Here is a 23787-nt window from a genome sequence, read left to right on the forward strand (position 1 = left end):
TCACCGCCACCTCCAGCATGGATTTCTATTCATAAAAGCGGCCGGTTATGCCGGCCGCTTATGTGTCATGCTCTTTTCACTTATAGGTGGCAAACGTATGACAAGCATTCAGGCAAGCGATCGGTTCATTTCCTCCTGCTGTCTTTGCATCTTTAATAAAGCCCGTTTGATTGTTGTCTGCACAGTTGATTTTTTGACGCCAAGAAGATCGGCAATGCGTTCATAAGAAAAGCATTCCACCTTGTGCAGCAAAAACATTTCTTTCTCCCTGTCCGTTAAAAGGGATAAAGCTTCTCGGATTCTCTCCCTGTCTTCCTCAGATACCTGTCCGTCCGGCTCAAACATCATATCGCAAGAAAATGATTCTATGATTCTTGGATCTTTGATCATCAGCCGCTGATACGCATCACGCCGGTCAATCGCCCGTCTGATGCCGGGCTGTCTTCCTTTTTCAAGCCATTCTGTTACATATTCAAGGTCTGTGATGATGTTTCTGATAATCTTTTTATCCTTCATGTCCTCAGCTGAGAGCACTGATTCATCTGCTTCAGCTAGCGGTTTATATTGTGTTCTTGTTTGTTTTAATGTGCGTTTATATTCAAATAATAAGTCTTGCATTCTATGATTCCTCCTCATTTGTGCAATAAAAAAGCGGACACCAATCAACGCACAAATGCTGTGCATGTTGATCAGTGTCCGCAGGCTTTCCGTCTTGGACGTATTCTTTTTTCGCTTTAGTTTAATTTGTAGCCGATTTCAAATTCTACTCGGGCAAGGTCTCCCTTTCTCGTTTCAACAAGCGTTTTTCCGTGCTCCGGAGCTTCTGTGATCCAGGCTTCATGCTTTATGCCGTCGACTATAATAACGCGGATTTTCCCATCCTCAAGCTGGCTGTCGAGCGTGATGGAATCAATATTTACGAGCTTTTTGGGATTGATCATATGTCATTTCCTTCCTTTCGGGTTCAGCGCTTTTGTTGGCTTCTTCTAATACCTTTATGATGTGCTCCTTTGAATGAGCGGAATTCCCGTTCAGGAAATCCAGCGCCGCTTTAGCCGCTTCCTTCAGCTCAGGTGCGGCTGCCATCAAGTTGGCATTGCTTATTTGCGAAAAAGCGCTGAGGTTAAATACAGCGGCGATCAGCCGGCCGTTTGAATAAGGGAATCTCTCTTTTTCTTCTTCACTGTAAGCAGAATAGATATAAATTGGCTTCTCATCCCCGCATGCGACAGCACGCCACGGCGCAGGACTCATTTCAAATTGTTTTGTTTCCGGCATCTGCTTCACTTCCCGTCATCCTTGTACCATTGTTCGATGTTTTTTTCTGTCCGCTTCGCCCGAAACAGCAACGCGAACAGAGCAGTCAGCTGTTTAATCACGGGCATTCAGCCCCGCTTTTCCGGCTGTCAGCATTTCTTCCAGCTTTTGAATAACCGGCGCTAAATCATTGCCGGACCGGCAGTTTGGACATGGATGAAAAACCGCTCCGATCCCGGTATGTTCAACAATTACTTTCTTTGTCTTACAGAGCTTGCACATTATCTGATGCCCTCCAATCTATGATTCAGGTCATACGCTGTTCCTTTGATAATCACTAAATAATCACTGCACATTTCATAGATTCTCGTGCCGATCGCTTCATCAACCCGGACGAGCGTTTCAATCGTAAGCTCGCTTGAAAGCAGAATCGGTTTATGATTTAAGTAGCGGTAGTTCAAAACGGAATACATTTGTTCCAGCTGCCAATCAGTGGCGCGCGGTTTGCCGTTTACCGGTTTAAAGAGATCATCAATGAACAGCACGTCTGCCTGCTTTATTCGGTTCAGCTTGGCTTCCAAAAGATCAAAATCATTTTTTAAATCAGTAAAGCCTTCAACGAACGGAAAATAAATGACCGGCACATGGCGCTTTCTCATCAGGTCATTGGCCGCAGCGGTAAGAAGATGTGTTTTCCCGGAACCGGGCTGACCCAAAAGGGCGATGCTGTTTTTCCGGCTGTCCTTGATTTGTTCATAATCCGCCACAAACTCTTTGGCGCATTCAAACGCGTCCTTGACAGCCTGTGGCTTCCCTTGGGTGCGGAATTCATGAAAGCCAAGCTGTCTGAAAGCAGGTGTAATTTCACTTGCGCCAAGCAGCCGTTTCACTTTTCGTTCTGCCATACAGCTGCACATTGTCCACACTTCCAGACCGTCTTGCCGGCTGAGATATCCTCCCTGATCCTTGCATCGCTGGCAATCATACCGGCTTGCGTCTGATTCGGCCGGTTTGTCCGCCAGTAATGGACGTCTCCCTTTTCTCAACTCGTCTAAAATCTGCTCGATTGTATGTTTTGTCATTACTTTCATTCCTCTCATGTTGTATTGCGGCTGTCTTTTTGACTTGCTGCGCGAAAAATCGGTCTTCGATGAATTTCGAACAGTAGCGAAAGGCCTTTATCGTTTCTGAAGCAGCGGTTCGCCGGTTTTCAAAAGCTTGAAAACATTCCTCAAGCCATTTGATTGTTTGCGTTACAGGAACGCCGATGGCGACAATACGGGCGATGGCTTGATAATCTCTGGAGGAAGGATACACGGTGCGTCCTTCTTGAGCCGACCGTAATTGTGTAAACCGCTTCGCAATTTGATCCACTGCATCATCTGCAGCAGTATATGTTTTTGTTTTATCTATATTAGAGCGGTCTTCTTTGTCCTGTGCCAGCGGCGAAAATGACCGCTCATTATCGCTGCGGTTTGCAGTTTTGTCCGATCTGAAGCTGAATTTTTTAGAGTGCTTCACAGAAATCATGAGTCCGTATGGCGCGCGGGCAGCCTTTATGTATCCATGGCTTTCAAGAAGCTCCAGCCATCTTCTGACTGTTTTTTCACTTACACCGAATACGGCCGCCATCTCTCTTGCTTTTAATGGCTTATGGCCGAGCACAATTCCCCAGCTCACGCCGTCCTTTTCAATTTCTTTTGTCGTTGAGCTGATAAACCAGAGAAACAGCCACAGGGCCGAGCCTATTTTGTCATAATGTTCTGAATTCAACAGCCCTGAATACATGGGAAAAGGATAGCTTTTATCCATTCTCATTATGTTTCACCTCTTCTTTTAACAGCAAGTACGCTTGAAATTGTTCTCGATTTTTAAAATGGAATACCGGAAGGCCGCATGCCGTAAAAGAAATGGAGCCGCCGGATTGCCCGAGATGGCGCTGATCTATCGGATTTTGACTAAAAACGATTTGAATCGGATGCATGTGATCACTCCCCCGATTTGTTTTTGATACGATTCGTATCAACTGTTTCCAAGTATAAACGATACATTCTGTATCATCAAGTTATTTTTGATACTTTTTTTATCATAACTTTATTTTGATACAGATTGTATCTATAATCATAAGTAACTTAGGGAGTTTAAAAAAGAGAGGTCATAGTATGATAGGCGGCAGATTGAAGAGTCTCAGAGGGAAAAGGACACAGGAAGAAATCGCATCTCACATCGGTGTATCGCGCGCACGATATTCTCATTATGAAAACGGGCGAAGCGAACCTGATTACGACACGCTGCAAAAGCTGGCTGATTACTTCCAAGTGACAACGGATTACTTATTAACAGGAAAAGAAAAAAAATCTGATGATGATATGTTTTCTGATCCGGACTTGCAGCTCGCATACCGGGATATGCAGGATTTTTCCCCGGAAAGCAAGCAGCAGGCCATCGAATTTATCAACTATTTAAAAGAAAAAGAGAAAAACCGGAAACCGAAAAACAAATAAATCTTTCTCTGTTCTCTAAAACATATAAAAAATAGACCGATATAAAGAAAAAAGTGTTTATTTTTTAAAGAAAAGGGAAAGATTTCAACACACTTTTTAGTCCTTAACGGGCTTTTCTTTCTCGCTATAAACAGAACATATGTTCGAAAGGGAGTATTCAATTGGGCGATTACTTATCACATCTGGAGGAATACGTAAAAAATTTATACAGCCGGCTGGGCATCACCTCTCCTCATCACATTGACATGCTGAAAATCGCAAACGATCTTGATATATGGGTTCATTTCGAGGATATGGGAAGCATGATGGTGAAATACGACGGCATGTACAGTATCATATTGAACCAAAAAAAGTCCCAGGAAGAACAATGGGAGGATTTTGGCCATGAATTGTGCCACGTGTTAAAGCATGCAGGCAATCATTTTCAGATGAACAAGCTCTTCAGGGAGCTGCAGGAATTTCAGGCGAACCAATTTATGTACCACTTCTGTGTGCCAACCTTTATGCTGTTGCAGATGGAACTGCCGCAATGGAGAAGTCAGGCTCTTGCAACCATTGCGGCGGTATTCCGGGTGACAAAGGACTTTGCTGAGAAAAGACTTGAAATGTTTGAACGGCGTAAAGCAGGTATTCAATTTCAGAAGCGGCTTGCTTATTTATTATCTGATAAGCGGCCAAAAGCGGAATATGAGGAAGATCAGCTCCCATTACAGGTAGCGGAAACAAAAGCATTGTACAATATCAGAAGGCGCGGCTGACATGAAAACGGGCTGAGGCGATTTGCCCTCAGCCCGGCATAGGTATTAATATTTCGACATCGGAGGCATGGTATTCTGCAGCCACATTGGCGCCGGTTTAAGATGAGGCGCAGTTGCGAACGCAATCGGAGCCGGGATATACCTGAACTCGCCCCGGCCGTCAAAGGCTTCGCCATGAGCCCACCTTCCCTCTGAGCTTTCATCTCCTCTGGAAAAGTTAAACAGGTCATAGGATACTTCCTGCTTTTCTAGCTCACGCGGAAATGTCGTGGGAACGACAATATCCCGTTCTCTTTCTTCCAGCTCTTTAATCGCTGCATACCACATATTTTGATGATAAGTATCCCTTGCAATCAAAAATGACAGCATATCTTTTACACCGGGATCATCAGTCATGGCGTAAAGCCGTGTCACCTGAAGGCGCCCCTGGGCTTCCGCATTTAAGTTGGCACGGAAATCCGCCAGCAGATTTCCGCTTGAGATAATGTATTTTGCATTCCACGGATAACCCTCACTATCTGATGCCATCGCACCCAATCCGGACACAATAGCGTGCTGAGGATTCATCCCTGACATCACTGCTGCAATAGCGGGGTTGCTTTTATAAGCATTTTCCTGTACATCGGCGGGAGCATCATCCAGAAGCCTGGAAATCATCGTAGCCAACATTTCCACATGTCCGATCTCTTCCGTCCCCACATCACATAGCAAATCCTTATACTTGGCATCAGCCCTGCAGTTAAACCCCTGAAACAAATATTGCATCATCACACTAATTTCACCAAATTGGCCGCCCAGCACCTCTTGGAGCTTTTTCGCATAAACAGGATCCGGACGGGAAGGCTTTGCCTGATATTGAAGCTCTTTAATATGATAAAACATCGTTCATTCCTCCCTGCGCATTCAAACAATCACAGCATATGAAGGAATAGGCAGTTATTGCAGGTCCTACTTGCTTCTTCCATAAAAACCAAGCTTAACGGCATTCACATATCGAAAAAAAAGATTGTTTTCTATGTATTGTCCCTTACGGCAGCCAAAATTGTGAAACAGCGCGCTCCGCTGCGCCGTGCTCAGTTCCAGCTGCAGCCCCATCTCCCTTTTCGTCCGATTGACGATATTTTGCGGATGAACACCTGCCAGCCGGTCTTTTTCACTGACCAGTTCCGCACTGAATCCTGCCTCATTCAGCAACTCGCAAATGGCTGCTGCTTTTATCCGATCCGCGCCCCCGACCAATGTATGCGGCTTTTTCAGATCATGATAGCCGTGAAATGCCAGCGCGAATCGGTGGGCGTTTACTTTTTCTATGGCAAGCGGTTCATCAAAACGAGTGCTTGTCAGGTGGAGCGAACGGTTGTTGCGCTGCTTCAATCCTTCAAAGATATAAATGGAACTTTGATCAGCAAATGCCCGCACCAGTTCGCTGACGCCGGGCTCAATTCTTCCGCCGTGAGGGCCGAGAACAATATGCTCGCTCCCGCTGTTCTCTTCATAAATAATCCGGTACTCCGATTCAGACGCAGAAAGAGATAAAAAACTGTCATACATATCTTTCATGTTAAGCGCTCTCCTTTATCAGTCAGCACCAGTTTACTCTACTCATCTATGAATGAAAACCTTTTTATCGTATTTCCATATCAGGAGATACATGAAGGGTTTTATCGATAGATTGCTGGAATGTGTCAACTCTTTCAACAGCTGAGGCGATAGATAAGTAAGCACTTATTTTACTAGAAAGAAAAACTGCGGCGTTTATATGGGAGCCCGGTCGATTTACAGGTGGATGAAGTATAAATGTTATAAATCATTCTTTTAAAGTAAGCTGGCACGCTATCCATTTTTATCAGTTTGTTTTTGAAAACAGCCTTTTTTTTGATGACGAATACATTTGACCATACCATCTCTTTTTTAATCCATATGATAAAACTGATCAAACATTAAAGGAGGAGTTAGTATGGGTTATTATAAAAAATATAAAGAAGAGTATTACACTTACAAAAAGAAGTACTACAAGAAGTATTACGACCACGATAAAAAGTATTATGATGATCATGAGAAAGATTATGATTGCGACAAAAAGTATTATGACCATGACAAAAAATATTATGACCACGGCAAAAAGTGTTATGATCATGACAAGCATGACTATGATTACAAAGTAGAATATAAAAAGTATTACTAAACCTGTAACTTTCTATTTCTTTTCCCCGGTGATCACCGGGTCTTTTTATTTTCTATTTTATTGCTCGAAGGTTTTTGCTTTTCTAGATTTCTTGTCAACGTGGTGCCTAGCAAATTGTTCATAACTCTTAACATCCTATTGTGGCACGGCGCTCTCCTGCTGTGCCACATCAGTCAAAAGGTTCTCGTTGCCGTTTGTTTGTAAGGTAAAAAAGGAAGCTCCATTCAAGTGAAGCTTCCTTTTTTTCATTATAATTTTTGTTCCATTTTAGCTTTCGTTTTCGGCCCGTAAATGCCGTCTGCAATTAATCCGCTGACAGATTGAAAGCGTTTGACAGCATTTGCTGTTTTTGGCCCATATACACCGTCCACCCCATGATTCTTCGCCCCTTTATCAGGATAAAAATAAAGAGCTGCCAGCGCAGTCTGAACCTGCTTTACTTTTGTGCCTTTTGTCAGCGGGCTCGTTACTTTGATTACCCCCGATGGCAGCGGATAAGAGGATGCGGCATGGCTTTTAGAGGAAGAGACAGTCCCGGAAAGCTTGATCTCCTGTCCGACTTTAATGTAATTTGGATCAGTGATGTGATTTAAGCTTTGCAGCGTTTTCACACTGACACCGTGTGATGCTGCGATGCCGGACAGCGTGTCTCCTTTTTTCACATGATACACTTGCGCAGAAGGAGAAGCCTTTTTCGCTGAAACGCTGCCGTTTAATTCCGCTTCAATTGCCGCCTTGACTTGCTCCCAGCGCCCCTCTGATAATATGCGGTGCGGGCAGTATTTTCCGTTCCAGTCTTGGTGCTTTCTGACTCGATCAATTCCCCAGCCCCGCTCCTTCAAAAGCTGTGCCACAAAAGAGACAGCCAATGCCTCGGCTGCCTCGTACTTTGGGCCTCCCGATTTGCTGTAGCAAATTTCAACGCCAATCGACTTGCGGTTGCCTGTACCGTTTGTGCCGTCACCAGTATGCCAGGCGTTACGGTTTAGCGGCAATCCTTGAACCACCTCTTTATCGTCAACCGCGAAATGAAAGCTTGTCGAGCTGGTGTTCCCGATCATGTAGCTGATTTCGTTGGCAGCGGACGCGTCGTTTGCCGTGTTGTGAATGGTAATATATTCAGCGGACATCGCATTCGGGCATTTCAGCGCGTACTTTGCCTCAGAAACCAAATTTTTCTTCACTTGAATGCTCACCTATCATCTCTCCTTTTTCTTTTTTCATCAATAGGTGGCATTCGTAGGACGAAAAGCACCGCTATATGGATAATTGTGCTAAGCTAAAGTTCAAAAGGAGGAGACATTCTTGAATACGTACTTAATGCTGACTACGAGAACAGATCAATTCAATCAGAAGCACGCAGCCGGTCACTATGAATTTTTGGATCGTCTGCAGGCAGAAAAACGCTTAAAAATGTTCGGGCCTTTCAGCGACGCCACAGGCGGAGCATACGTCATCAAAGCGGGTTCACTGGAAGAGGCGCGCGAAATCGGACAAGCTGATCCATTGGTGTTCAGCGGGTCCTCTGAGCTGACCATTAAGGAATGGAAGCTGAAATAAAAAAGACCCCTGAGGGTCTTTTTTCGTTATCATCATGTTTGATTGCGTGCCGCAATATGAAATGTTTTTCCCTCTGCATCTGCTGTTTCTCCTGCATGGACCATCACCTGAGTAAAGCTGAACCCGACCGCAACGAGCAACAAACCTGTCATCCATTTAGATTTCATATAAACAATCTCCTCTCTGGATTTGTTTTTGTGCGTGCACCATTTTCTCATAAAAAGAAAGTGCTTTTTCAGGCTGTCCGTTTTCTATATAGAATTGGGCAGCATCATGCGCCAGCTCTTCAATGTAAGGATACAGCATATGTTCTTCAAGAAATTGAAAGGTGTGTGAGACTGATTCTGTGTCAATGTTTTTTCCGTATAACGCATGTAAAAATTGAAAAAGCTCCACGAATAATTCATCACTATACTGACGGGCGATTTCCAATCCTTGACGATATTGCTTTTGCGCTTCGGCATCATTTTTTTGTTTATACAGAACTTGTGTTAATGAGTAGATAGAATGCGGAAGATTATCGAACTTTTCCGACTTGCAAATAGAAACAGATTTCTCAAAGTATTCGGCTGCCTTTTGCAGTTCACCCATTTTCTCGTAACAGTTCCCGAGATTGTAAAGGGCCGAACTGATCAGGCGGGGATTGCCTTCTTTCTTTGCAAGATCTAAAGCCAGTTCTAAATGGGGCAATGCTCTTTCTGGATACTGCATATCATCATAATTACCTGCAATAACGAATTCACATTGGATTCTGCGGACAGTGTACGTTTCATACATCTGATACGTTTCTAACGCCTGAACGGCATAGCTCATAGAGACATAAGTCTGCTTTAAATTGTAAAAGATCTCAGCCATTTTAAAAGCAAATTCAGCTTTTTCAATGTCGTCTGACACAAGGGCAAGGTTCTTTTCTGCCCTCTTATAGTACATCATGGCACTGACAAACATTTTCTGCTTAAATTCATACATCCCGCGAAAAAAGTTAAAGTAGTATTCGAGCAGTCCTGTCAGCTTGTACTGATTTCCTTCAATGTCTTCTAATAATTCTGAAAACTCCAGCTGCGAGGTGTCCTCTCCCAAAGGCTTAATGTAATCCAGCATAACACGGTGCCTAAATTCCATTAAAGAATAATACAGCAGCAAATCTTGATCTTCTTCCATATCCTCGATTTCTCTTTCTACTTCGAGCTTGACCCGTTCGGCTTCAGCTATGTGAAACTGCCGGATATGGGTATACCATTCATTAATTTTAAGCCCGACATAAGAGGACGGAATAGTCTGCTTCATCCTCAATTAATCCCCCCTTTTATATACCCGAGATATGTCATATTTTATCATATTTACAAGAAAAAGAAGAACGCAAAAAGACCGCAATTGTCGAATTTCGGCTAACCGCAAAAAATACAATCACTTCTCAGCATATTGCTTGTTAATTTATGCCCATTGATATAGGATTTCATTACACCATTTATTTTTACATATGGAGGAGATTCTATTGAGCCAACCCACTCAAATTGTGAGTCACTTTTTGTCACATCGTAATGTGACGATTGAGCTGACAGAAAAAATCAGCAAAAATCATTACAGCTACAAACCGACGGAAACATCTATGTCAGCAGAGGAGCTTGTCAAGCACATCCTGACGTCTTTCCACCTGTTCGCAAATGTCATTAAAGAAGGCAATGCCTCACCTTTTCAAAACCAGCAGGAAGAAACAGAAACAGATCTCAATGTTTTGGCTAAAACGTATACAGAAAAAACGGCTGCCATCCTTGAGCAGCTGACTGAGGAACACCTTGACAGAGAAATTGACCTGACAGCCTCTTTCGGAAGAAAAGTCACTGGCAGCGCATTGCTTCAGCTTGCGATGGAGCATGAAATTCACCATAAAGGCAACCTGTTTGTTTATGTAAGAGAAATGGGCCACACGGAGCTGCCGTTTTATCAGCAGCGTATGTAACCTAAAAAAAGATACCTAATCTAAAGGTATCTTTTTTTATTGCCTTCAGTTCACTACCATATCCAATACACTGCGATTCCCAGTGACAGCCGGTATTTGCATATAGCTGACTGGTTGACCTCATTCAGCCAAATACCGCCCCGAATGACCTGTTTTTTACCGGTCAAACTCAATCCCATCTCGTCCTGACACTCATTATAGGGCAAATGAATAAAGATATTGAGCATACAAAAATCAAAGAAACATCCGTACAAATATTCAAAACATTTAATTGATTAAAGCGACCTAATCATATATAATCTGATAAAAATAGTCGGGTTTTCAGGAGGCCTTTATCATGAGTGTTAGCATCATTTTGATGGGTTTGTTAGTCGGTGTCTTAGTCGGATTGACAGGTGTAGGCGGAGCTGCGCTTTTAACTCCTCTTTTAATAGTGCTTGGAATCAATCCTTCCATTGCGGTCGGTACGGACCTTGTCTATAACTCGATCACCAAGCTGTTTGGTGTTGCGTCCCATTGGCGGCAGAAAACAATCAATTTTAAATTGGTAAAATACTTAGCCATCGGCAGTATTCCGAGTGCTTCTATAGCCATTGGCATACTTCATTTGTTCCCCGCCTTCCACCAGCATCAGGAAGAGATTATTAAACACGCTCTTGGTTATGTGTTGACCCTAGTTGCCATTTCGATTATCGTCCGCCTGTTTCTGGACAAAAAACTTCGCCCGAACCGCTGGCAGCTGATGCCGCTAGAAGATAAGCGGATGCTTACGATTCTTATCGGTGTCGTGTTTGGATTTATCGTCGGCTTAACGTCGATCGGTTCCGGCTCGTTGTTTGCGATTGCTATGCTGTACTTATTTAAAATGAAAACATCCGACATTGTCGGAACAGATATTGCGCATGCTTTTCTGCTCGTTACTGCGGCAGGTATTTTAAATGCAAGCTTCGGGAGCGTTGATTATTTGTTAGCGGCCAATTTGCTTATCGGGTCCATACCGGGGGTGCTGGTTGGCAGTCATCTCTCACCTAGATTTTCACCCCGTCCGCTGCAATTTATTATGGCATCCATTATCTTAATCAGCGGCTTGAAGCTGATTTAATCAAGAAGGCTATCCTGTACAGGATAGCCTTTCTTGGTTTATAGCGTCACACCCGATTTAAAAATGGCAAGCTCTCTGAAGTCATTTTTTTCGTGATTCACAAGCTCTCCGCTTGCAACCTTCGTGATATAATCGATAAACTCACGAAGCACAAATTCCTCATGAACATCATCCTCTGCTAAGAGACCTGCGTTAAAATCAATCCAGTGCGGCTTCGTCTCGTACAGCTGTGTATTCGTCGCCACCTTTACAGTTGGAACAAAGGTGCCGAACGGCGTGCCTCGCCCCGTTGTAAACAAAACAATGTGGCAGCCGGCCGCAGCCAATGCGGAGGAGGCGATTAAATCATTGCCGGGCGCGCTCAATAGTGTCAGTCCGTTTGTCTGAAGCACTTCTCCGTATTTTAATACATCCGAGACAGGAGAAATCCCCGCCTTTTGCGTGCAGCCCAGCGATTTATCCTCAAGGGTAGAAATGCCGCCTGCTTTGTTGCCTGGCGAAGGGTTTTCGTACACCGGCTGATCATGCTGTATAAAATATTGTTTAAAATCATTGATTAAATCGACAATCTTATGGAATACCTCTTCATTGGCAGCCCGCTGCATCAGCAGCGTTTCCGCACCGAACATCTCCGGCACCTCCGTCAGCACCGTGCTGCCTCCCTGCGCAATGATATAATCAGAAAATCGTCCGAGCAATGGGTTCGCTGTGATGCCGGAAAAACCGTCAGACCCCCCGCATTTCAACCCTATTTTCAGTTCAGAAAGCGGGATGTCTTCCCGTTTATCCCCTTTGGCCGCTTCATGGATGTCCTTCAGCAATGCGACACCTGCCTCCATTTCGTCTGTCACCGACTGGGATTCGAGAAACTTCACCCGATCCTTGTTGACATCCTGAAGCGCTTTTTTCATTGCTGCCAGCTCGTTATTTTCACAGCCGAGCCCCAGCACCAAGACACCGCCGGCATTTGGATGGCGAATGGCGTTCAGCAGGATTTGCCTAGTATTTTCGTGATCATCGCCAAGCTGTGAGCATCCGTATTGATGTTTTAGCACTAATACGTTGTCAAATGGGGCAATATCCCCCGTTTCTCTGACAAACCGCTGAAGCATTTTTTCGGCTATTCCATTGACACAGCCGACGGTTGGCACGATCCACAATTCATTGCGAACACCGGCATTACCGTTTTCTCTTCTATATCCTTTAAATGTCCGATCCTCATGTGTGTATGGATTTTGTTCAAATCTCGGTGTATAACTGTACGTTTGGATATCAGATAAATTTGTTTTTGCATTATGAACATGAATATGCTCCCCAATAAAAATATCTTTTAACGCATGCCCGATCGGAAACCCGTATTTGATGATGCTGCCGTTTTCCTTTATATGCTGCAATGCAATTTTATGGCCTCTTTTCATATCATCTTTTACTTCAATCGATATGCCGTCCGCGTTCAGCAGCTCCCCCTTCTGAATATCACGCAGAGCAAGCAAGACATTATCCTGTCTATGAATTTTTATAAATGATTTCACAGCACTTTCCCCCTTTGCAGACAGCATTGTTCAAGAGCCCGCTCCATTCCCAGTTCTTGAATATGATTCAAGTAATCAGCGACTCTCTCAGTCAGCTTCGGAATTTCATTCAGATTTGCTCCCCACAGCCATTGTTCTCCTAATAAGGCTGAAGCGATACGGAGCATATCTCCGGTCTCCTGATTCCAAACCTCTTGGAAAAATTGAAGAACAGCCGGGTCATCCTGTATTTCCTTCTTTCGATAAACATACAGAAGCGCGCTGAATGAAAACACTAAACGTGCAGGAAGCTGTCCCTTTTGTTCAACATATTCCTGGAGGGTCGGCAGGTTTCTCGTTTTGAATTTTGACACTGAATTTAGTGCAATGCTTTCCACATAATGTTTGATGTACGGGTTTTTAAAACGATTCAGCACATCCTCCGCATATTGAGTAAGCCCTTCCATTTTCAAAACAGGAAGTATTTCATCATGAATCAGCTCCTCAACAAAGCGTCCCACTGCCGGATGTTCAACTGAATCACGCACCGTTTTCAAACCGTATAAAGAAGCCACCGGCGTCATTGCCGTATGCGCGCCATTTAAAATTCTCACTTTTTTCGTCCGGTATGGGGTCAGATCGCTGACAATCTTTGTATGAAGACCGGCTGCCGCAAAGGGCAATTCTTCTCCAATCCAATTCGGCCCTTCAATCACCCATAAATAATACTGTTCTCCCACAACAATCAGTTCATCTTGATAGCCTAATTCCGCAGTGATCTCATTCATGCTGTCTACAGGAAAACCGGGAACAATACGGTCTACTAAACTATTACAAAACGTGTTGGCGTTCTGAATCCATTGCGTAAACCCCTCTTCCAGCTCCCATAGATCAGCATAATGCAGAATCGATTCCTTCAGCTTTTGCCCGTTATTCTCAATCAGCTCACACGGAATCAAGACACACCCTTTTGTCTCGTCTCCGGCAAAAGCCTGGTAGCGAAAGTACAGAAAAGCTGTTAATTTCCCTGGAAATGTTTTTTGCGGACTATCCTCTAAGCGGTCTTCTTTCTCACAAACAATACCAGCTTCGGTCGTATTAGAAATGATAAAACGCAGTGCTTCGCTTGAAGCCAACTTTTTGAACTCGTCATAGTCGGAAAACAGATCAATCCCGCGGCTGATTGAATTGATAATCATCTTTTCGTTTACCGCTTCTCCACCCTTCATTCCCTGTAAAAAAAGAGTAAACAAGCCATCCTGGTCATTTAATCTTTTGATTTTCTCTGAACCTCTCGGCTGTACAACGGCGACACTTCCATTGAAATCAGTATGCCGATTCAATTGCTCAATTTGCCAATCGACAAACGCCCGCAGAAAATTCCCTTCCCCAAATTGGAGAATCTTTTCCGGATACTGTGTATAGCTTTCGTACAATTTTTTATTCAGCTTTTGCACCGTCAATGCCTCCCTTTCAGATGTATGCACACGTTAACATTTTTCTGTATAAAGAATGCCCACTGGAAAAACGGGGCATCATGTCGTGACATCTTTTACTGAATCACGCACCATAAACTCGGTGTTTTCAAAGATTTTTTCTGCTTTCGTATCAGGTGTACTGATCAGCGCCAATAATTTTTTTGCACCGAGCACGCTGATTTTTTCAACAGGACGTTTCACTGTAGAAAGCCTTGGCGTGATATATTGCGAAAAACCAATATCATCAAATCCGATGACAGATATATCATCAGGCACGCGCATCTCCTTGGCAAATATGGCATTCATTGCGCCGATCGCCATGTCATCATTCGAACAAAAGACAGCGGTTGGAGTGTTCGGAAGCGCCAGCAGGCGTTCCATTGCCTGAAAGCCGCTCTCCATATCGTATTGCCCTTTTACACTGTATTCATGCTTGATCGGTATATGATGGCGAATCAGCGCCGCTAAGTAGCCTTCCTTTCGCTGCTGAGAGGATTTAAATTCTTCGATTCCCTCAATGATGGCGATGTCTTGATGTCCGTTTTTAATCAAGTATTCTACAGCTTCCTGAGAACCTTCCTTGTCATTGGACAATATGTTGGTGATGGCCCTGTCATCGATATCCCGGTTCAGCACGACGAGCGGGATCTTTTTTTCCCGAATATGATAAATAAAAGAATTATCAATATCGCTTTGACTCATTAAAATAATGCCGTCATATCTCATTGGTGTTACAGAGTCATAGCTTTTCAGATCATCAATGCCGCGCACATACAGATTGTACTCCTCGCTGATTGCCTGGTTTACGCCTTTTATGGTATCAGCGAAAAAACTGTGTGAGGTTCCGTTTGTGATGCTTGTAAAGAAAAGCCCGATCGTATGGGATTTTTGCATTGCAAGGCTTTTTGCATTCACATTCGGTGTATAGTTGAGCTGTGAGGCGAGCTCCAATATTTTTTTCTTCGTGTGTTCTTTAATATAAGGGCTGTTATTGAGTGCTCTGGATACGGTTGTGTGGGATACGTTTGCAAGTTTTGCGATATCTTTAATGGTTACCATCTATTTCCCTTCCTTATCATACCGGCTGCGATTCGTTATTACATATTGTATCATCAAACACACCGCCTCTCCCACCATATTTCCAGATTAATAAGAAACCGTATCATCAGCATGCGTTCCTGCTGCGCTGCCGATGATCGGCCGCACAAAACGGATGACAGCCAGTGAAGCGAAGACGGCCAGCCCTCCGGCAAGTAAAAATGCGCCAGAAAAAGTACCTGTCCGGTCAACAATAAAGCCGGTTAAAGCGGGACCGATGATGCCTGCGGTGTTGGCGAGAAAATGCATGAATCCGCCAACCGAACCGACATTCTTTTGGTCGACTACATCCTGAATAACAGCCCAGTAGATCGCGCCCGTCAAATATAAAAAGAAGACAGACAAAGCCACGAGTGTAACAGCGCTGACAGTTGTGGTGACAAGTCCAGCCAAACCAATCAATACCGCGGAAGAAAACAAACACGTGACGAGCACGACTTTACGCGAAAACAGCACGCCTTTCCGGACTGTTTTTTTGTATACATAGTCCGAAACAAATCCCCCGGCTGCCAGGCCGATAAATCCTAAAATCCACGGAATGACTGTGATGACACTCATTGACCCAACACTTAATCCCCGCTCCTCGACAAGATAGCTCGGAAACCATGTCAAAAAGAAGAAGAGGATGTAGTTGTAAGCGAAAAAAGCAAACGCCGTGAACAAGACTGTTTTTTGTTTCAGATAAAAGGTCAGCGGAATTTTCTCCTCGGGAGCGGCTTCAACTTTCATCGCAGGTGCATTGCCCATTGGCTCAGCCGGCTTTTCTTTTACGCATTTTAACCAGAGAAATGCCCAAATCAATCCGATGATCATGATGAGAACGAAGGAAACCTTCCAGCTGAATGCAACGGCGATCATGCCGACAATTGGGCCGGAAATGGCTCCGCCAAGGGGCGTTCCGCTATTTGTGACTCCGACAGCTGACGCCCGCTGAGTCGGCGGAAACCAGTTATTGACCATTTTATTGATGGTCGCCGAAAGCGGCCCTTCCCCCATTCCAAACAAAATTCGTATGATCAGCAGGCTGACAAAGCCAAAAGCCAATGCAACTGCTCCGCTGAACAGCGACCAAACGACCATGGCCACAAATAAGGTCAGTTTTGCTCCATAGCGGTCGGATGCCACACCGCCAAGAAAATTGAAAACGGCATATCCAATCGAAAAACTGCTGAAAATCAAGCCCATTTGTGTAGCGGACAGTGTGAGATCATCCTGAATGAATGGAGCTGCAATGGACAATGCCGAACGGTCCAGATAGTTAATCACACCAGCCAGGAACAAAAAAAGGATGACTGGAAGCTTATCTTTTGAAAACATCTCAACCTCACCCCTATGTTGGTTCAGTATCTGTATCTGCTTTCGTCACACTCCTGAATAAGCCATAAAACCTCCATCGACAGGAACGGTGATGCCGGTGACAAAGCCTGAATAGGAATCATCCGCCAGCCAAAGAAGCGTGCCAAGCAGGTCCTCCGGTTTTCCAAATCGCTTCATCGGTGTTCCCGCAATAATCTTTTTAGAGCGGTCTGTAAAGCTTCCATCCTGATTGATCAGCAGATCGTGGTTTTGTTTTGTCAGAAAAAAGCCTGGTGCGATTGCGTTAACCCTCAGTCCGGTTTCCGCAAAATGCACAGCCAGCCACATTGTAAAATTATTGATTGATGCTTTGGCCGCACTGTACGCCGGAACCTTCGTCATAGGTGAATAAGCGCTCATTGATGAGATATTCACAATGGCTGGTGAGTCTGCCTTCAGCAGTTCCTTTCCAAACACTTGGGTAGCCAGAAATGCCCCAGTGAAGTTGGTTGAAAAAACAGTTGAAAATCCGTTTTCATCCATGTCAAAGAATGATTGCCCTTCTCCTTCTTCATATGTTTCCACATCAGTAATCGCAGCGGGATGATTTCCTCCTGCTCCATTGATTAAAAGATGAACAGCGCCAAATCGGTCAAGGATATCAGTCTTCGCCTTCTCTAGGGACGTCCTGTCCAGCACATCAGCAGAAACGGAACATGCCGTGCCGCCAGCTTTCGTAATTTCCCTCACAACCTCTTGTCCTGTTTCAGCTGACCGGTTCAGTATCGCCACCTTCATGCCATGGCGGGCAAGCTCCCGGGCCATGGCCGAGCAGAGCACACCGCTGCCGCCCGTGATAACAGCAACTTTACCTGCCAGTCGATGATGAAGAGGAATCATCATTCCACCTCTTTTTTCGCCATTGATTCGTACGCGTCCCACAGTCCGCTCAAATACATGATGCCTAAAGCGCGATCGTATAAGCCGTAGCCCGGACGGCATTTCTCTCCCCAAATATGGCGGCCGTGATCCGGCCTGACATATCCGTTGTAATCCTGCTTGTGCAGTTCTGCCATGACCCCTTGAATATTAATCGAACCGTCCTTTGTCAGATGAGATGTTTCAATAAAATCCCCATTTTCAAAAATCTTCACATTGCGGATGTGTGAAAATGGAGCAAGCCCGGCATATGTTTTAGCAATTTCCACCATGTCATTGGCGGGATTGGACCCCATGGAACCGGTACATAAGGTGATGCAGTTAGAAGGTGAGTCTGATATGGCCCGCAGCTTCTCATAGCTTGCCTCTCCAGTGATAATACGCGGCAATCCAAAAATCGGCCAAGGCGGGTCATCCGGATGAATGGCCATTTGAATGCCATGCGCTTCCGCAACAGGCAGAATTTCCTTCAAAAAAAATGATAAATTGTTCCACAGCTGTTCTTCATCGACCGTCCTGTAGGCCTCAAACAGTTCTTTGATCCGAGCCAATTTTTCAGGCTCCCACCCTGGGAGTGTCAGGTCAGACGCTTCTTCCACCGTCCGGATCAGCTCTTGAGGCTCCAGGCTCTCCACTTTGGCTTTTTCAAAAAACAGAGCGGTTGAGCCGTCTTCCAGCGAACGGAACATGTCGGTGCGTGTCCAGTCGAAAATCGGCATAAAATTGTAGCAAATCACTTTCACGCCAAAAGCAGACAGATTGTGGATGGTCTGCTTATAATTCTCAATGTACCGGCCGCGTTCTTCGCTGCCCAGTTTAATCGCTTCATGAACGTTTACGCTTTCGACAACCTCCGCATGAAAACCATAGGATTGTATATATTCCGTCTCGTCTTTGATTTCCTCTATTTCCCACACTTCCCCGGCAGGTTTGTGATGGAGAGCCCAGACAATGCCTTTCACCCCGGGAATTTGTTTCACGTGTTCAAGTGTGACTGTATCGTTGCCTCGTCCATACCATCGAAATGTAATATTCATCCTGCACCTCCGGATTGAGCCTTTTAATCAAATGTGATCACTGCCTTCCGCACCTGATCGGGATGCTCCTTGATAAATTGAAACGCGTGATGGACATCATCAACTGAAAACGTATGGGTGACGAGCCCGTTATGCGCTAACCGTCCTTCATTCAGCAGCTTTACAACTTTCGGAAACTGATTTGTCTGGAGTCTTGAGCCGGTAATCGTGACTTCTTTTTTTGTAATGGGGAGCTGAGGAATTTGTGACGCTCTCTCATCAAATCCAAGCACCACCACACGCCCTGCCGGAGAAACAACATCAACGGAAAGCTCAAAAGTCGCTGGGAGACAGACAGCATCAATGACTACATTGGCTCCTTCATTGCCCGTCCATTCCCGAACCCGCTCAGCCGCATGTTCTGTTTGAACATTCACCACAGCGTCGGCACCGTTTTCTGCAGCAAATGCCAGCCGCTCATGATTTAAGTCGGTTATCATGACGGAAGCACCCGCAAGCTTTGCCATTTTTAACACACAGATGCCGATAGGCCCCGCTCCCTGAATCAGAACGCGATCACCCTTTTCCACCTGTCCCCGCCAAACAGCCTGGGCACCTATTGTATAAGGCTCGGCTATAACTGCCTCCTCCCAAGGCAGCTCTTTTGAAACCGCGTGAAGCTGCTTTTCAGGAAGCACAACATATTCCCGCATCCCGCCGTCTTCATGAACGCCAAACACAGAAAGCTTCGCACAAACATTATGCCGGCCTTTACGGCAGGCATAACAGTTTCCGCAATAAGAAATCGGTTCAATCACAACATGGTCTCCGGCTTTCAGGCCTTTAACATTCGCACCAACCTCCTCCACTTCTCCCGTTACCTCGTGTCCGATTACTCTCGGAAGGGTCGCAAGCGGATTCGTGCCATGAAAAATATGCATATCAGAACCGCAAATTCCGACTCGTTTTACTTTGACGAGCACCTCATCAGCCTTTGAAAGAACAGGCTTTTCCATGTCTGCTGTCACCAAATCATACGCTTTTCGCACTTGAACCGCTTTCATTTTCTCACCTGCTTTTTAAAAATTCATACACGCTCCGAGCAATTGAAATTCCGTGTTTCCTGTTTCTTTCCTCATGCAGCTGCTCCAATTCGCCAGGCACATACACTCGCTCGACTCCTCTAGCCGGAGGTGATTGCTGCAGTTCATCAAGCATGGCGTCCATCTGCTCTAAAAACATATCTTGTCCGGTAAAATTGGACGGTTGGATCGCGCAAACATAATGTCCAAGCTTCCTATTTTGATCAAGATCGCCGTACATTTTAGCGATATGCGGCCCAAAAGCCGCCCCAGCCAGCAAACCTGAAAACACATCCGCCACAACAGATAGCCCGTAACCTTTAGGACCCCCGAACGCTGAAAGTGAGACGACCTTGTGAGGGTCTGTTACCGTCTCCCCGTTTTCATCGACTCCCCATCCTTCTGGTATTTCTGTGGCCTCTTCACGCGCCTGCAGAATCTTTCCAAATGCCACTTTTGACGTCGCCATATCTAGGATAAACGGTTTTTTATGCTTTGCCGGCACACCGTAAGCAATTGGATTTGTGCCTAAAAAAGGAGACCTCCCGCCAAACGGGACTACAATACTGTCAGTATGAGACATAGCGATTCCGATCAGTTTTTCCTCAGCCGCTTTTTGCACAAAATAACTTAACGCTCCGCAATGGCTGCTGTTTGTCGCGGCGACCATGCCAACACCATTTTTCTTTGCCATTTCAATGGCGTGATCCATCGCCTTATCGGCAATCACATGGCCGAACCCGTCATCACCGTCCAGCACTCCTGTCACCGGCCCCGTTTCTTTAAAAATGGGACACGCTTTTGGATTGATGCCTCCAGCCCTCAGCCTGTTCACATAATGTTCTGTTCGCAAAACACCATGAGAATTCACATTGCGTAAATCGGCGTGTATAAGCACGTCTGCTACTTTTTCGGCATCTCGTTCATTCAAATTGGCGCCGATCAGCTTTTGCTGAACCAGTTCCTTCGCTTCTTCAGCGGAAATCGTTACCGTATTCAATTCAATAAAGAGCCTCCTTTCTTTCAGTTTCATCACTTAGCGAAAACCCTTACAAATTATTATTACTTGCGAACTATTCAAAATATTCTTTATATGATTGTTTGATCAGTTTCTATGCTGAAGCTCTTCGACAATCTGTGCATGCTGCTGATCTGTCAGTTTATAAAGAAAACCGATAATGATCATAGCCAATGCCAAAGCAATAGCGGGATACAGAAGAAGAAGCGCTTTAATGCCGAGCAGCGCCTGTGCCGTCTGGGCTACGTTCGGCATATATCCGACAAGCCCCAATCCGATCCCCGAGAGAAATCCAGACAATGACTGAGCAAGCTTCCGCGAGAAGTTAAAGAGGGAATATGTCGTTGCTTCTTTCCGCTCACCGGATTTCCACTCGCCGTAGTCAATGATATCTGAGACAAGCGCCCACGTAATGCCATTGGGAATACTGATCCCAATAAACGCGATGCTTGCAAGGATGGTAAACACATATACATTTGAAGGAAGCATAAAGTTGATCAGATCCGCGGCAACGCTGATGCCGAAACCGATCATCGCGGTTTGTTTCTTTCCAAACATCTTGACGAGCTTTGGCAGAAACACGACGCCCAAAAAGGAAGATCCAATAATGATAAAGTTCATATAAGCCATCAGTTCGACATTGCCTAGGTTATATTGTGCGAAGTATACGAGCATTGCGGATTTAATGTTGTATGCGGAAATCGAAAAAATGGTCATCAGGACAAGGGTTAACAGCGGTTTGTTCGTTATAAACGTTTTGACGACAGATGAAAATGTTAATTTCTCTTTTGGCGCTTCCGCAATAACAATACGTTCCTTGCAGTTGCGATAGCAAATATAAAACCAAAGCACACCGAGAACAGCAAACAATCCCATGACCACCGGATAGCCTACCTTCGGGTTATCAAACTTGACGAGCAGCGGCATGACGGCCACGCTCGTGATAAACAAAGCCCCGAGTGAGCCGATTTGGCGAAAAGTAGAGATAGAAGTCCGGTCTTCGGTATTTTGAGTCATCGCCGCTCCCAATGAACCGTACGGAATGTTTACAAATGAATAGCCCACGCCCCACAGCATATAGGAAGCATACGCATAAATCAGCTTGCCTGTCGTTGATACATTCGGGGACAGAAAAATAAGAACAGTAAGCACCGCAAGAACAATGCTGCCGATTAATAAATAAGGCCTGAATTTCCCCCGCCTGCCGATGTTTTTGCGATAATCGATTGATGAACCGACAATGGGGTCTGTTACAGCCGCAAAGAGCTTGCTGACTAAAAAAATACTTCCCGCCATTGCAGCCGGAATTCCCGCCACATCAGTAAAATACTTTAATAAATAGATTTGGCCTAAATCAAACATAAAACCGTTCCCAAAATCACCAAAACCATAGGACATTTTCTCCTTCAGTGAAAGCCTCTTCTCCGTTTCAATCGACACAACCTTATTTTCCAGTTCTGCTCGCATCTTCCACCTCTGTGTCTTAAGAATTTTCGATGAGATGTCCGCTCAGTATGACGTATCTGAGCGGAACTTATTTTATACGTTTGCCTTTTCTTCTTGAAATTGAAAATATTGTTTCGCATTGTGATAGCAAATACCTTGTACGATGCCGCCAAGAAGCTTCATATCTTTCGGCACTTCACCGTTTTCAGCCCATTCGCCGATCAGATTGCAGACAATCCGTCTGAAATATTCATGGCGTGTATACGACAAAAAGCTTCTGGAATCAGTCAGCATGCCGATAAAACGGCTGAAAAGCCCGACGTTTGACAACGCTTTCATTTGGTCAATCATTCCATCCTTGGAATCGTTAAACCACCACGCTGTTCCAAATTGTATTTTCCCAGGCGTGATGCCGTCTTGAAAGCTATTTATCATGCTGGCAATGACATAGTTATCATTTGGGTTGAGCGAATATAAAATCGTTTTCGGCAGCTGGTTTTTCATTTCTACTGAATTCAGCAGCCTGTACAAAGGCTTCGCAATTTCTTCGTCATTCATAGAATCATAGCCTGTATCCGGCCCCAATTTCTTCATCATTTTCGTATTCGTATTTCTGAGTGCATTGATATGAAACTGCATCGCCCAGTCAAGCTCAGCATACAATCCGCAAAGAAATTGAAGCGTATATGTCTTGAATTTCTTCTCGTCCTCGTAAGAAACCTGTTCCCCGTTTAATCTTGCGGTAAAAATGAGGCCCGCTTCCTCTTTGTCCGTTTCGGCAAACACCATTGAATCAATCGCATGATCAGATACTCTGCCGCCGACTGAATGGAAGAAACGCACTCGTTCTTCAAGAGCCTTCAAAAACTCATCATAGGTTGTAATCGAAAGTGACACAGCCTTTTCAAGCGCCTGCACCCAATCCGGGAAGCCTTCGCGATTGATTTCCAGCCCTTTATCCGGCCGAAATCCCGGCAGCACACTGACAGGAAAATCTTTGTCCTCTTTTAATAATAGGTGGTACTCGAGGGAATCGACAGGGTCATCGGTTGTGCATACTACTTTTACATTTGATTTCACAATGAAATCCCTTGCCCCGAAGCCTTCTCCTTGCAGCAGTTCATTCGTCCGTTTCCAAATATTTGGCGCCGATTGCTCATTTAATATCTCGTAAATTCCAAAAAATCGCTGCAGCTCCAAATGGGCCCAATTGTAGAGCGGATTGCCAATCGCCATCGGCACTGTTCTCGCCCATGCCATGAACTTCTCCTCATCAGCTGCATCGCCTGTAATGTATGTTTCTTCAATTCCATTGGCTCTCATGATGCGCCATTTGTAATGGTCTCCATACAGCCAGGCTTCTGTCATGTTTTGAAACCTCTTATTTTCATAGATTTCTTTCGGACTCAAATGGCAGTGATAATCAATAATCGGCATGTCTTTCGCATAATGGTGATAGAGGTTGACAGCGGTTTCATTTTTCAGCAAAAAGTTTTCTCCCATAAAGGGTTCCATGTCCTCACCGTCTTTCATTCTATTTCAAAATGTTAACGTTAACATTTTGATTTGTTTTTATT

The 23787-nt window shown here is 44.8% G+C and carries 28 protein-coding genes; 6 read left to right on the forward strand and 22 right to left on the reverse strand.

Features of this window, described 5'->3' with window-relative positions; translation table 11 throughout:
• Positions 1-108: 108 nt before the first annotated feature.
• The 7 genes from M1D69_RS14240 to M1D69_RS14270 form a co-directional block, all read right to left on the reverse strand.
• Positions 109-618 carry a sigma-70 family RNA polymerase sigma factor gene (locus M1D69_RS14240; protein ID WP_151174954.1) on the reverse strand — a complete coding sequence of 170 codons (510 nt, stop codon included), beginning with the start codon at positions 616-618 and terminating at the stop codon, positions 109-111.
• A 116-nt stretch (positions 619-734) separates the two neighbouring features.
• Positions 735-941, reverse strand: coding sequence for an XtrA/YqaO family protein (locus tag M1D69_RS14245; RefSeq protein ID WP_010333893.1), 207 nt, complete (start codon positions 939-941; stop codon positions 735-737).
• A complete protein-coding gene (locus M1D69_RS14250; protein ID WP_458106147.1) occupies positions 910-1278 on the reverse strand; it encodes a phage portal protein in 369 nt (122 codons plus the stop codon). The genes M1D69_RS14245 and M1D69_RS14250 overlap by 32 nt, the downstream gene beginning before the upstream one ends.
• A gap of 93 nt (positions 1279-1371) precedes the next feature.
• Positions 1372-1539, reverse strand: a complete 168-nt coding sequence (locus M1D69_RS14255; RefSeq protein ID WP_458105729.1) for a hypothetical protein — start codon at positions 1537-1539, stop codon at positions 1372-1374.
• The gene (locus M1D69_RS14260; protein WP_193660416.1) at positions 1539-2339 is read right to left on the reverse strand and encodes an ATP-binding protein; all 801 of its coding nucleotides are present in this window, start codon (positions 2337-2339) and stop codon (positions 1539-1541) included. Before M1D69_RS14260 ends, M1D69_RS14255 begins: the two co-directional genes overlap by 1 nt.
• Positions 2239-3075 carry a phage portal protein gene (locus tag M1D69_RS14265; protein WP_458105728.1) on the reverse strand — a complete coding sequence of 279 codons (837 nt, stop codon included), beginning with the start codon at positions 3073-3075 and terminating at the stop codon, positions 2239-2241. The genes M1D69_RS14260 and M1D69_RS14265 overlap by 101 nt, the downstream gene beginning before the upstream one ends.
• A complete protein-coding gene (locus M1D69_RS14270) occupies positions 3062-3241 on the reverse strand; it encodes a hypothetical protein (RefSeq protein ID WP_458105727.1) in 180 nt (59 codons plus the stop codon). The genes M1D69_RS14265 and M1D69_RS14270 overlap by 14 nt, the downstream gene beginning before the upstream one ends.
• A 178-nt stretch (positions 3242-3419) precedes the next feature.
• Here M1D69_RS14270 and xre point away from each other — a divergent pair, with 178 nt between their 5' ends.
• Together xre and M1D69_RS14280 are read left to right on the forward strand one after the other, a co-directional pair.
• The gene (xre, locus tag M1D69_RS14275; RefSeq protein WP_024121054.1) at positions 3420-3761 is read left to right on the forward strand and encodes an HTH-type transcriptional regulator Xre; all 342 of its coding nucleotides are present in this window, start codon (positions 3420-3422) and stop codon (positions 3759-3761) included.
• A 161-nt stretch (positions 3762-3922) separates the two neighbouring features.
• Positions 3923-4519 (forward strand): ImmA/IrrE family metallo-endopeptidase, encoded by a 597-nt coding sequence (locus M1D69_RS14280; protein ID WP_458105726.1) that lies wholly within the window; start codon positions 3923-3925, stop codon positions 4517-4519.
• A 45-nt stretch (positions 4520-4564) separates the two neighbouring features.
• On the opposite strand, the gene M1D69_RS14285 is transcribed toward M1D69_RS14280, so the two are convergent.
• Positions 4565-5401 carry a manganese catalase family protein gene (locus tag M1D69_RS14285; protein WP_458105725.1) on the reverse strand — a complete coding sequence of 279 codons (837 nt, stop codon included), beginning with the start codon at positions 5399-5401 and terminating at the stop codon, positions 4565-4567.
• Positions 5402-5467: 66 nt separating this feature from the next.
• Positions 5468-6079, reverse strand: coding sequence for a poly-gamma-glutamate hydrolase family protein (locus M1D69_RS14290; protein WP_458105724.1), 612 nt, complete (start codon positions 6077-6079; stop codon positions 5468-5470).
• A gap of 397 nt (positions 6080-6476) precedes the next feature.
• On the opposite strand from M1D69_RS14290, the gene M1D69_RS14295 reads away from it, so the two are divergent.
• Positions 6477-6704: a hypothetical protein gene (locus M1D69_RS14295; protein ID WP_024121050.1), complete on the forward strand. Its 228-nt coding sequence runs from the start codon at positions 6477-6479 to the stop codon at positions 6702-6704.
• Between the two features lie 248 nt (positions 6705-6952).
• On the opposite strand, the gene M1D69_RS14300 is transcribed toward M1D69_RS14295, so the two are convergent.
• Positions 6953-7900 (reverse strand): N-acetylmuramoyl-L-alanine amidase, encoded by a 948-nt coding sequence (locus tag M1D69_RS14300; protein WP_458105723.1) that lies wholly within the window; start codon positions 7898-7900, stop codon positions 6953-6955.
• A 109-nt stretch (positions 7901-8009) separates the two neighbouring features.
• Between M1D69_RS14300 and M1D69_RS14305 the strand changes: the two genes are divergently transcribed.
• The gene (locus M1D69_RS14305) at positions 8010-8264 is read left to right on the forward strand and encodes a YciI family protein (protein ID WP_044156268.1); all 255 of its coding nucleotides are present in this window, start codon (positions 8010-8012) and stop codon (positions 8262-8264) included.
• A 32-nt stretch (positions 8265-8296) separates the two neighbouring features.
• On the opposite strand, the gene phrA is transcribed toward M1D69_RS14305, so the two are convergent.
• Together phrA and rapA are read right to left on the reverse strand one after the other, a co-directional pair.
• The gene (phrA, locus tag M1D69_RS14310; RefSeq protein ID WP_044156269.1) at positions 8297-8431 is read right to left on the reverse strand and encodes a phosphatase RapA inhibitor PhrA; all 135 of its coding nucleotides are present in this window, start codon (positions 8429-8431) and stop codon (positions 8297-8299) included.
• The gene (gene rapA, locus M1D69_RS14315) at positions 8421-9557 is read right to left on the reverse strand and encodes a response regulator aspartate phosphatase RapA (protein WP_322010148.1); all 1137 of its coding nucleotides are present in this window, start codon (positions 9555-9557) and stop codon (positions 8421-8423) included. Before rapA ends, phrA begins: the two co-directional genes overlap by 11 nt.
• Positions 9558-9759: 202 nt before the next feature.
• Between rapA and M1D69_RS14320 the strand changes: the two genes are divergently transcribed.
• Together M1D69_RS14320 and M1D69_RS14325 are read left to right on the forward strand one after the other, a co-directional pair.
• Entirely contained in the window at positions 9760-10224 is a 465-nt protein-coding gene (locus M1D69_RS14320; protein ID WP_458105722.1) for a DinB family protein, read from the forward strand.
• Between the two features lie 337 nt (positions 10225-10561).
• Positions 10562-11326, forward strand: a complete 765-nt coding sequence (locus M1D69_RS14325) for a sulfite exporter TauE/SafE family protein (RefSeq protein WP_044156273.1) — start codon at positions 10562-10564, stop codon at positions 11324-11326.
• Between the two features lie 38 nt (positions 11327-11364).
• On the opposite strand, the gene M1D69_RS14330 is transcribed toward M1D69_RS14325, so the two are convergent.
• The 10 genes from M1D69_RS14330 to uxaC all read right to left on the reverse strand — a co-directional run bounded on the left by M1D69_RS14330 (position 11365) and on the right by uxaC (position 23725).
• Positions 11365-12858 (reverse strand): UxaA family hydrolase, encoded by a 1494-nt coding sequence (locus tag M1D69_RS14330; RefSeq protein WP_458105721.1) that lies wholly within the window; start codon positions 12856-12858, stop codon positions 11365-11367.
• Positions 12855-14294: a tagaturonate reductase gene (locus tag M1D69_RS14335; protein ID WP_458105720.1), complete on the reverse strand. Its 1440-nt coding sequence runs from the start codon at positions 14292-14294 to the stop codon at positions 12855-12857. The genes M1D69_RS14330 and M1D69_RS14335 overlap by 4 nt, the downstream gene beginning before the upstream one ends.
• Positions 14295-14372: 78 nt before the next feature.
• The gene (locus M1D69_RS14340; RefSeq protein WP_458105719.1) at positions 14373-15374 is read right to left on the reverse strand and encodes a LacI family DNA-binding transcriptional regulator; all 1002 of its coding nucleotides are present in this window, start codon (positions 15372-15374) and stop codon (positions 14373-14375) included.
• Positions 15375-15461: 87 nt separating this feature from the next.
• Positions 15462-16730, reverse strand: a complete 1269-nt coding sequence (locus M1D69_RS14345; RefSeq protein WP_059292967.1) for an MFS transporter — start codon at positions 16728-16730, stop codon at positions 15462-15464.
• A gap of 45 nt (positions 16731-16775) precedes the next feature.
• Complete coding sequence (locus M1D69_RS14350; RefSeq protein WP_458106146.1) at positions 16776-17609, reverse strand: SDR family oxidoreductase; 834 nt, start codon at positions 17607-17609, stop codon at positions 16776-16778.
• A complete protein-coding gene (gene uxuA, locus M1D69_RS14355; RefSeq protein ID WP_458105718.1) occupies positions 17609-18685 on the reverse strand; it encodes a mannonate dehydratase in 1077 nt (358 codons plus the stop codon). Before uxuA ends, M1D69_RS14350 begins: the two co-directional genes overlap by 1 nt.
• Before the next feature lie 23 nt (positions 18686-18708).
• Positions 18709-19728 (reverse strand): zinc-binding alcohol dehydrogenase family protein, encoded by a 1020-nt coding sequence (locus M1D69_RS14360; protein WP_458105717.1) that lies wholly within the window; start codon positions 19726-19728, stop codon positions 18709-18711.
• 4 nt (positions 19729-19732) lie between these two features.
• On the reverse strand, positions 19733-20746 hold the full coding sequence (gene allD / locus M1D69_RS14365) for an ureidoglycolate dehydrogenase (RefSeq protein ID WP_458106145.1): 1014 nt from the start codon (positions 20744-20746) through the stop codon (positions 19733-19735).
• A gap of 105 nt (positions 20747-20851) precedes the next feature.
• Entirely contained in the window at positions 20852-22231 is a 1380-nt protein-coding gene (locus tag M1D69_RS14370) for an MFS transporter (RefSeq protein WP_458105716.1), read from the reverse strand.
• A 72-nt stretch (positions 22232-22303) separates the two neighbouring features.
• A complete protein-coding gene (gene uxaC / locus M1D69_RS14375; protein WP_458105715.1) occupies positions 22304-23725 on the reverse strand; it encodes a glucuronate isomerase in 1422 nt (473 codons plus the stop codon).
• Between the last annotated feature and the right edge of the window lie 62 nt (positions 23726-23787).

Source organism: Bacillus sp. PK3-037, from assembly GCF_054161355.1.

What these genes read in the sequence shown, in the direction of transcription:
- M1D69_RS14240 (WP_151174954.1), bottom strand. Translation starts at nt 618, where the DNA reads ATGCAAGACTTATTATTTGAATATAAACGCACATTAAAACAAACAAGA.
- M1D69_RS14245 (WP_010333893.1), bottom strand. Translation starts at nt 941, where the DNA reads ATGATCAATCCCAAAAAGCTCGTAAATATTGATTCCATCACGCTCGAC.
- M1D69_RS14250 (WP_458106147.1), bottom strand. Translation starts at nt 1,278, where the DNA reads ATGCCGGAAACAAAACAATTTGAAATGAGTCCTGCGCCGTGGCGTGCT.
- M1D69_RS14255 (WP_458105729.1), bottom strand. Translation starts at nt 1,539, where the DNA reads ATGTGCAAGCTCTGTAAGACAAAGAAAGTAATTGTTGAACATACCGGG.
- M1D69_RS14260 (WP_193660416.1), bottom strand. Translation starts at nt 2,339, where the DNA reads ATGACAAAACATACAATCGAGCAGATTTTAGACGAGTTGAGAAAAGGG.
- M1D69_RS14265 (WP_458105728.1), bottom strand. Translation starts at nt 3,075, where the DNA reads ATGAGAATGGATAAAAGCTATCCTTTTCCCATGTATTCAGGGCTGTTG.
- M1D69_RS14270 (WP_458105727.1), bottom strand. Translation starts at nt 3,241, where the DNA reads ATGCATCCGATTCAAATCGTTTTTAGTCAAAATCCGATAGATCAGCGC.
- xre (WP_024121054.1), top strand. Translation starts at nt 3,420, where the DNA reads ATGATAGGCGGCAGATTGAAGAGTCTCAGAGGGAAAAGGACACAGGAA.
- M1D69_RS14285 (WP_458105725.1), bottom strand. Translation starts at nt 5,401, where the DNA reads ATGTTTTATCATATTAAAGAGCTTCAATATCAGGCAAAGCCTTCCCGT.
- M1D69_RS14290 (WP_458105724.1), bottom strand. Translation starts at nt 6,079, where the DNA reads ATGAAAGATATGTATGACAGTTTTTTATCTCTTTCTGCGTCTGAATCG.
- M1D69_RS14295 (WP_024121050.1), top strand. Translation starts at nt 6,477, where the DNA reads ATGGGTTATTATAAAAAATATAAAGAAGAGTATTACACTTACAAAAAG.
- phrA (WP_044156269.1), bottom strand. Translation starts at nt 8,431, where the DNA reads ATGAAATCTAAATGGATGACAGGTTTGTTGCTCGTTGCGGTCGGGTTC.
- M1D69_RS14325 (WP_044156273.1), top strand. Translation starts at nt 10,562, where the DNA reads ATGAGTGTTAGCATCATTTTGATGGGTTTGTTAGTCGGTGTCTTAGTC.
- M1D69_RS14340 (WP_458105719.1), bottom strand. Translation starts at nt 15,374, where the DNA reads ATGGTAACCATTAAAGATATCGCAAAACTTGCAAACGTATCCCACACA.
- M1D69_RS14345 (WP_059292967.1), bottom strand. Translation starts at nt 16,730, where the DNA reads ATGTTTTCAAAAGATAAGCTTCCAGTCATCCTTTTTTTGTTCCTGGCT.
- M1D69_RS14350 (WP_458106146.1), bottom strand. Translation starts at nt 17,609, where the DNA reads ATGATTCCTCTTCATCATCGACTGGCAGGTAAAGTTGCTGTTATCACG.
- uxuA (WP_458105718.1), bottom strand. Translation starts at nt 18,685, where the DNA reads ATGAATATTACATTTCGATGGTATGGACGAGGCAACGATACAGTCACA.
- M1D69_RS14360 (WP_458105717.1), bottom strand. Translation starts at nt 19,728, where the DNA reads ATGAAAGCGGTTCAAGTGCGAAAAGCGTATGATTTGGTGACAGCAGAC.
- M1D69_RS14370 (WP_458105716.1), bottom strand. Translation starts at nt 22,231, where the DNA reads ATGCGAGCAGAACTGGAAAATAAGGTTGTGTCGATTGAAACGGAGAAG.
- uxaC (WP_458105715.1), bottom strand. Translation starts at nt 23,725, where the DNA reads ATGGAACCCTTTATGGGAGAAAACTTTTTGCTGAAAAATGAAACCGCT.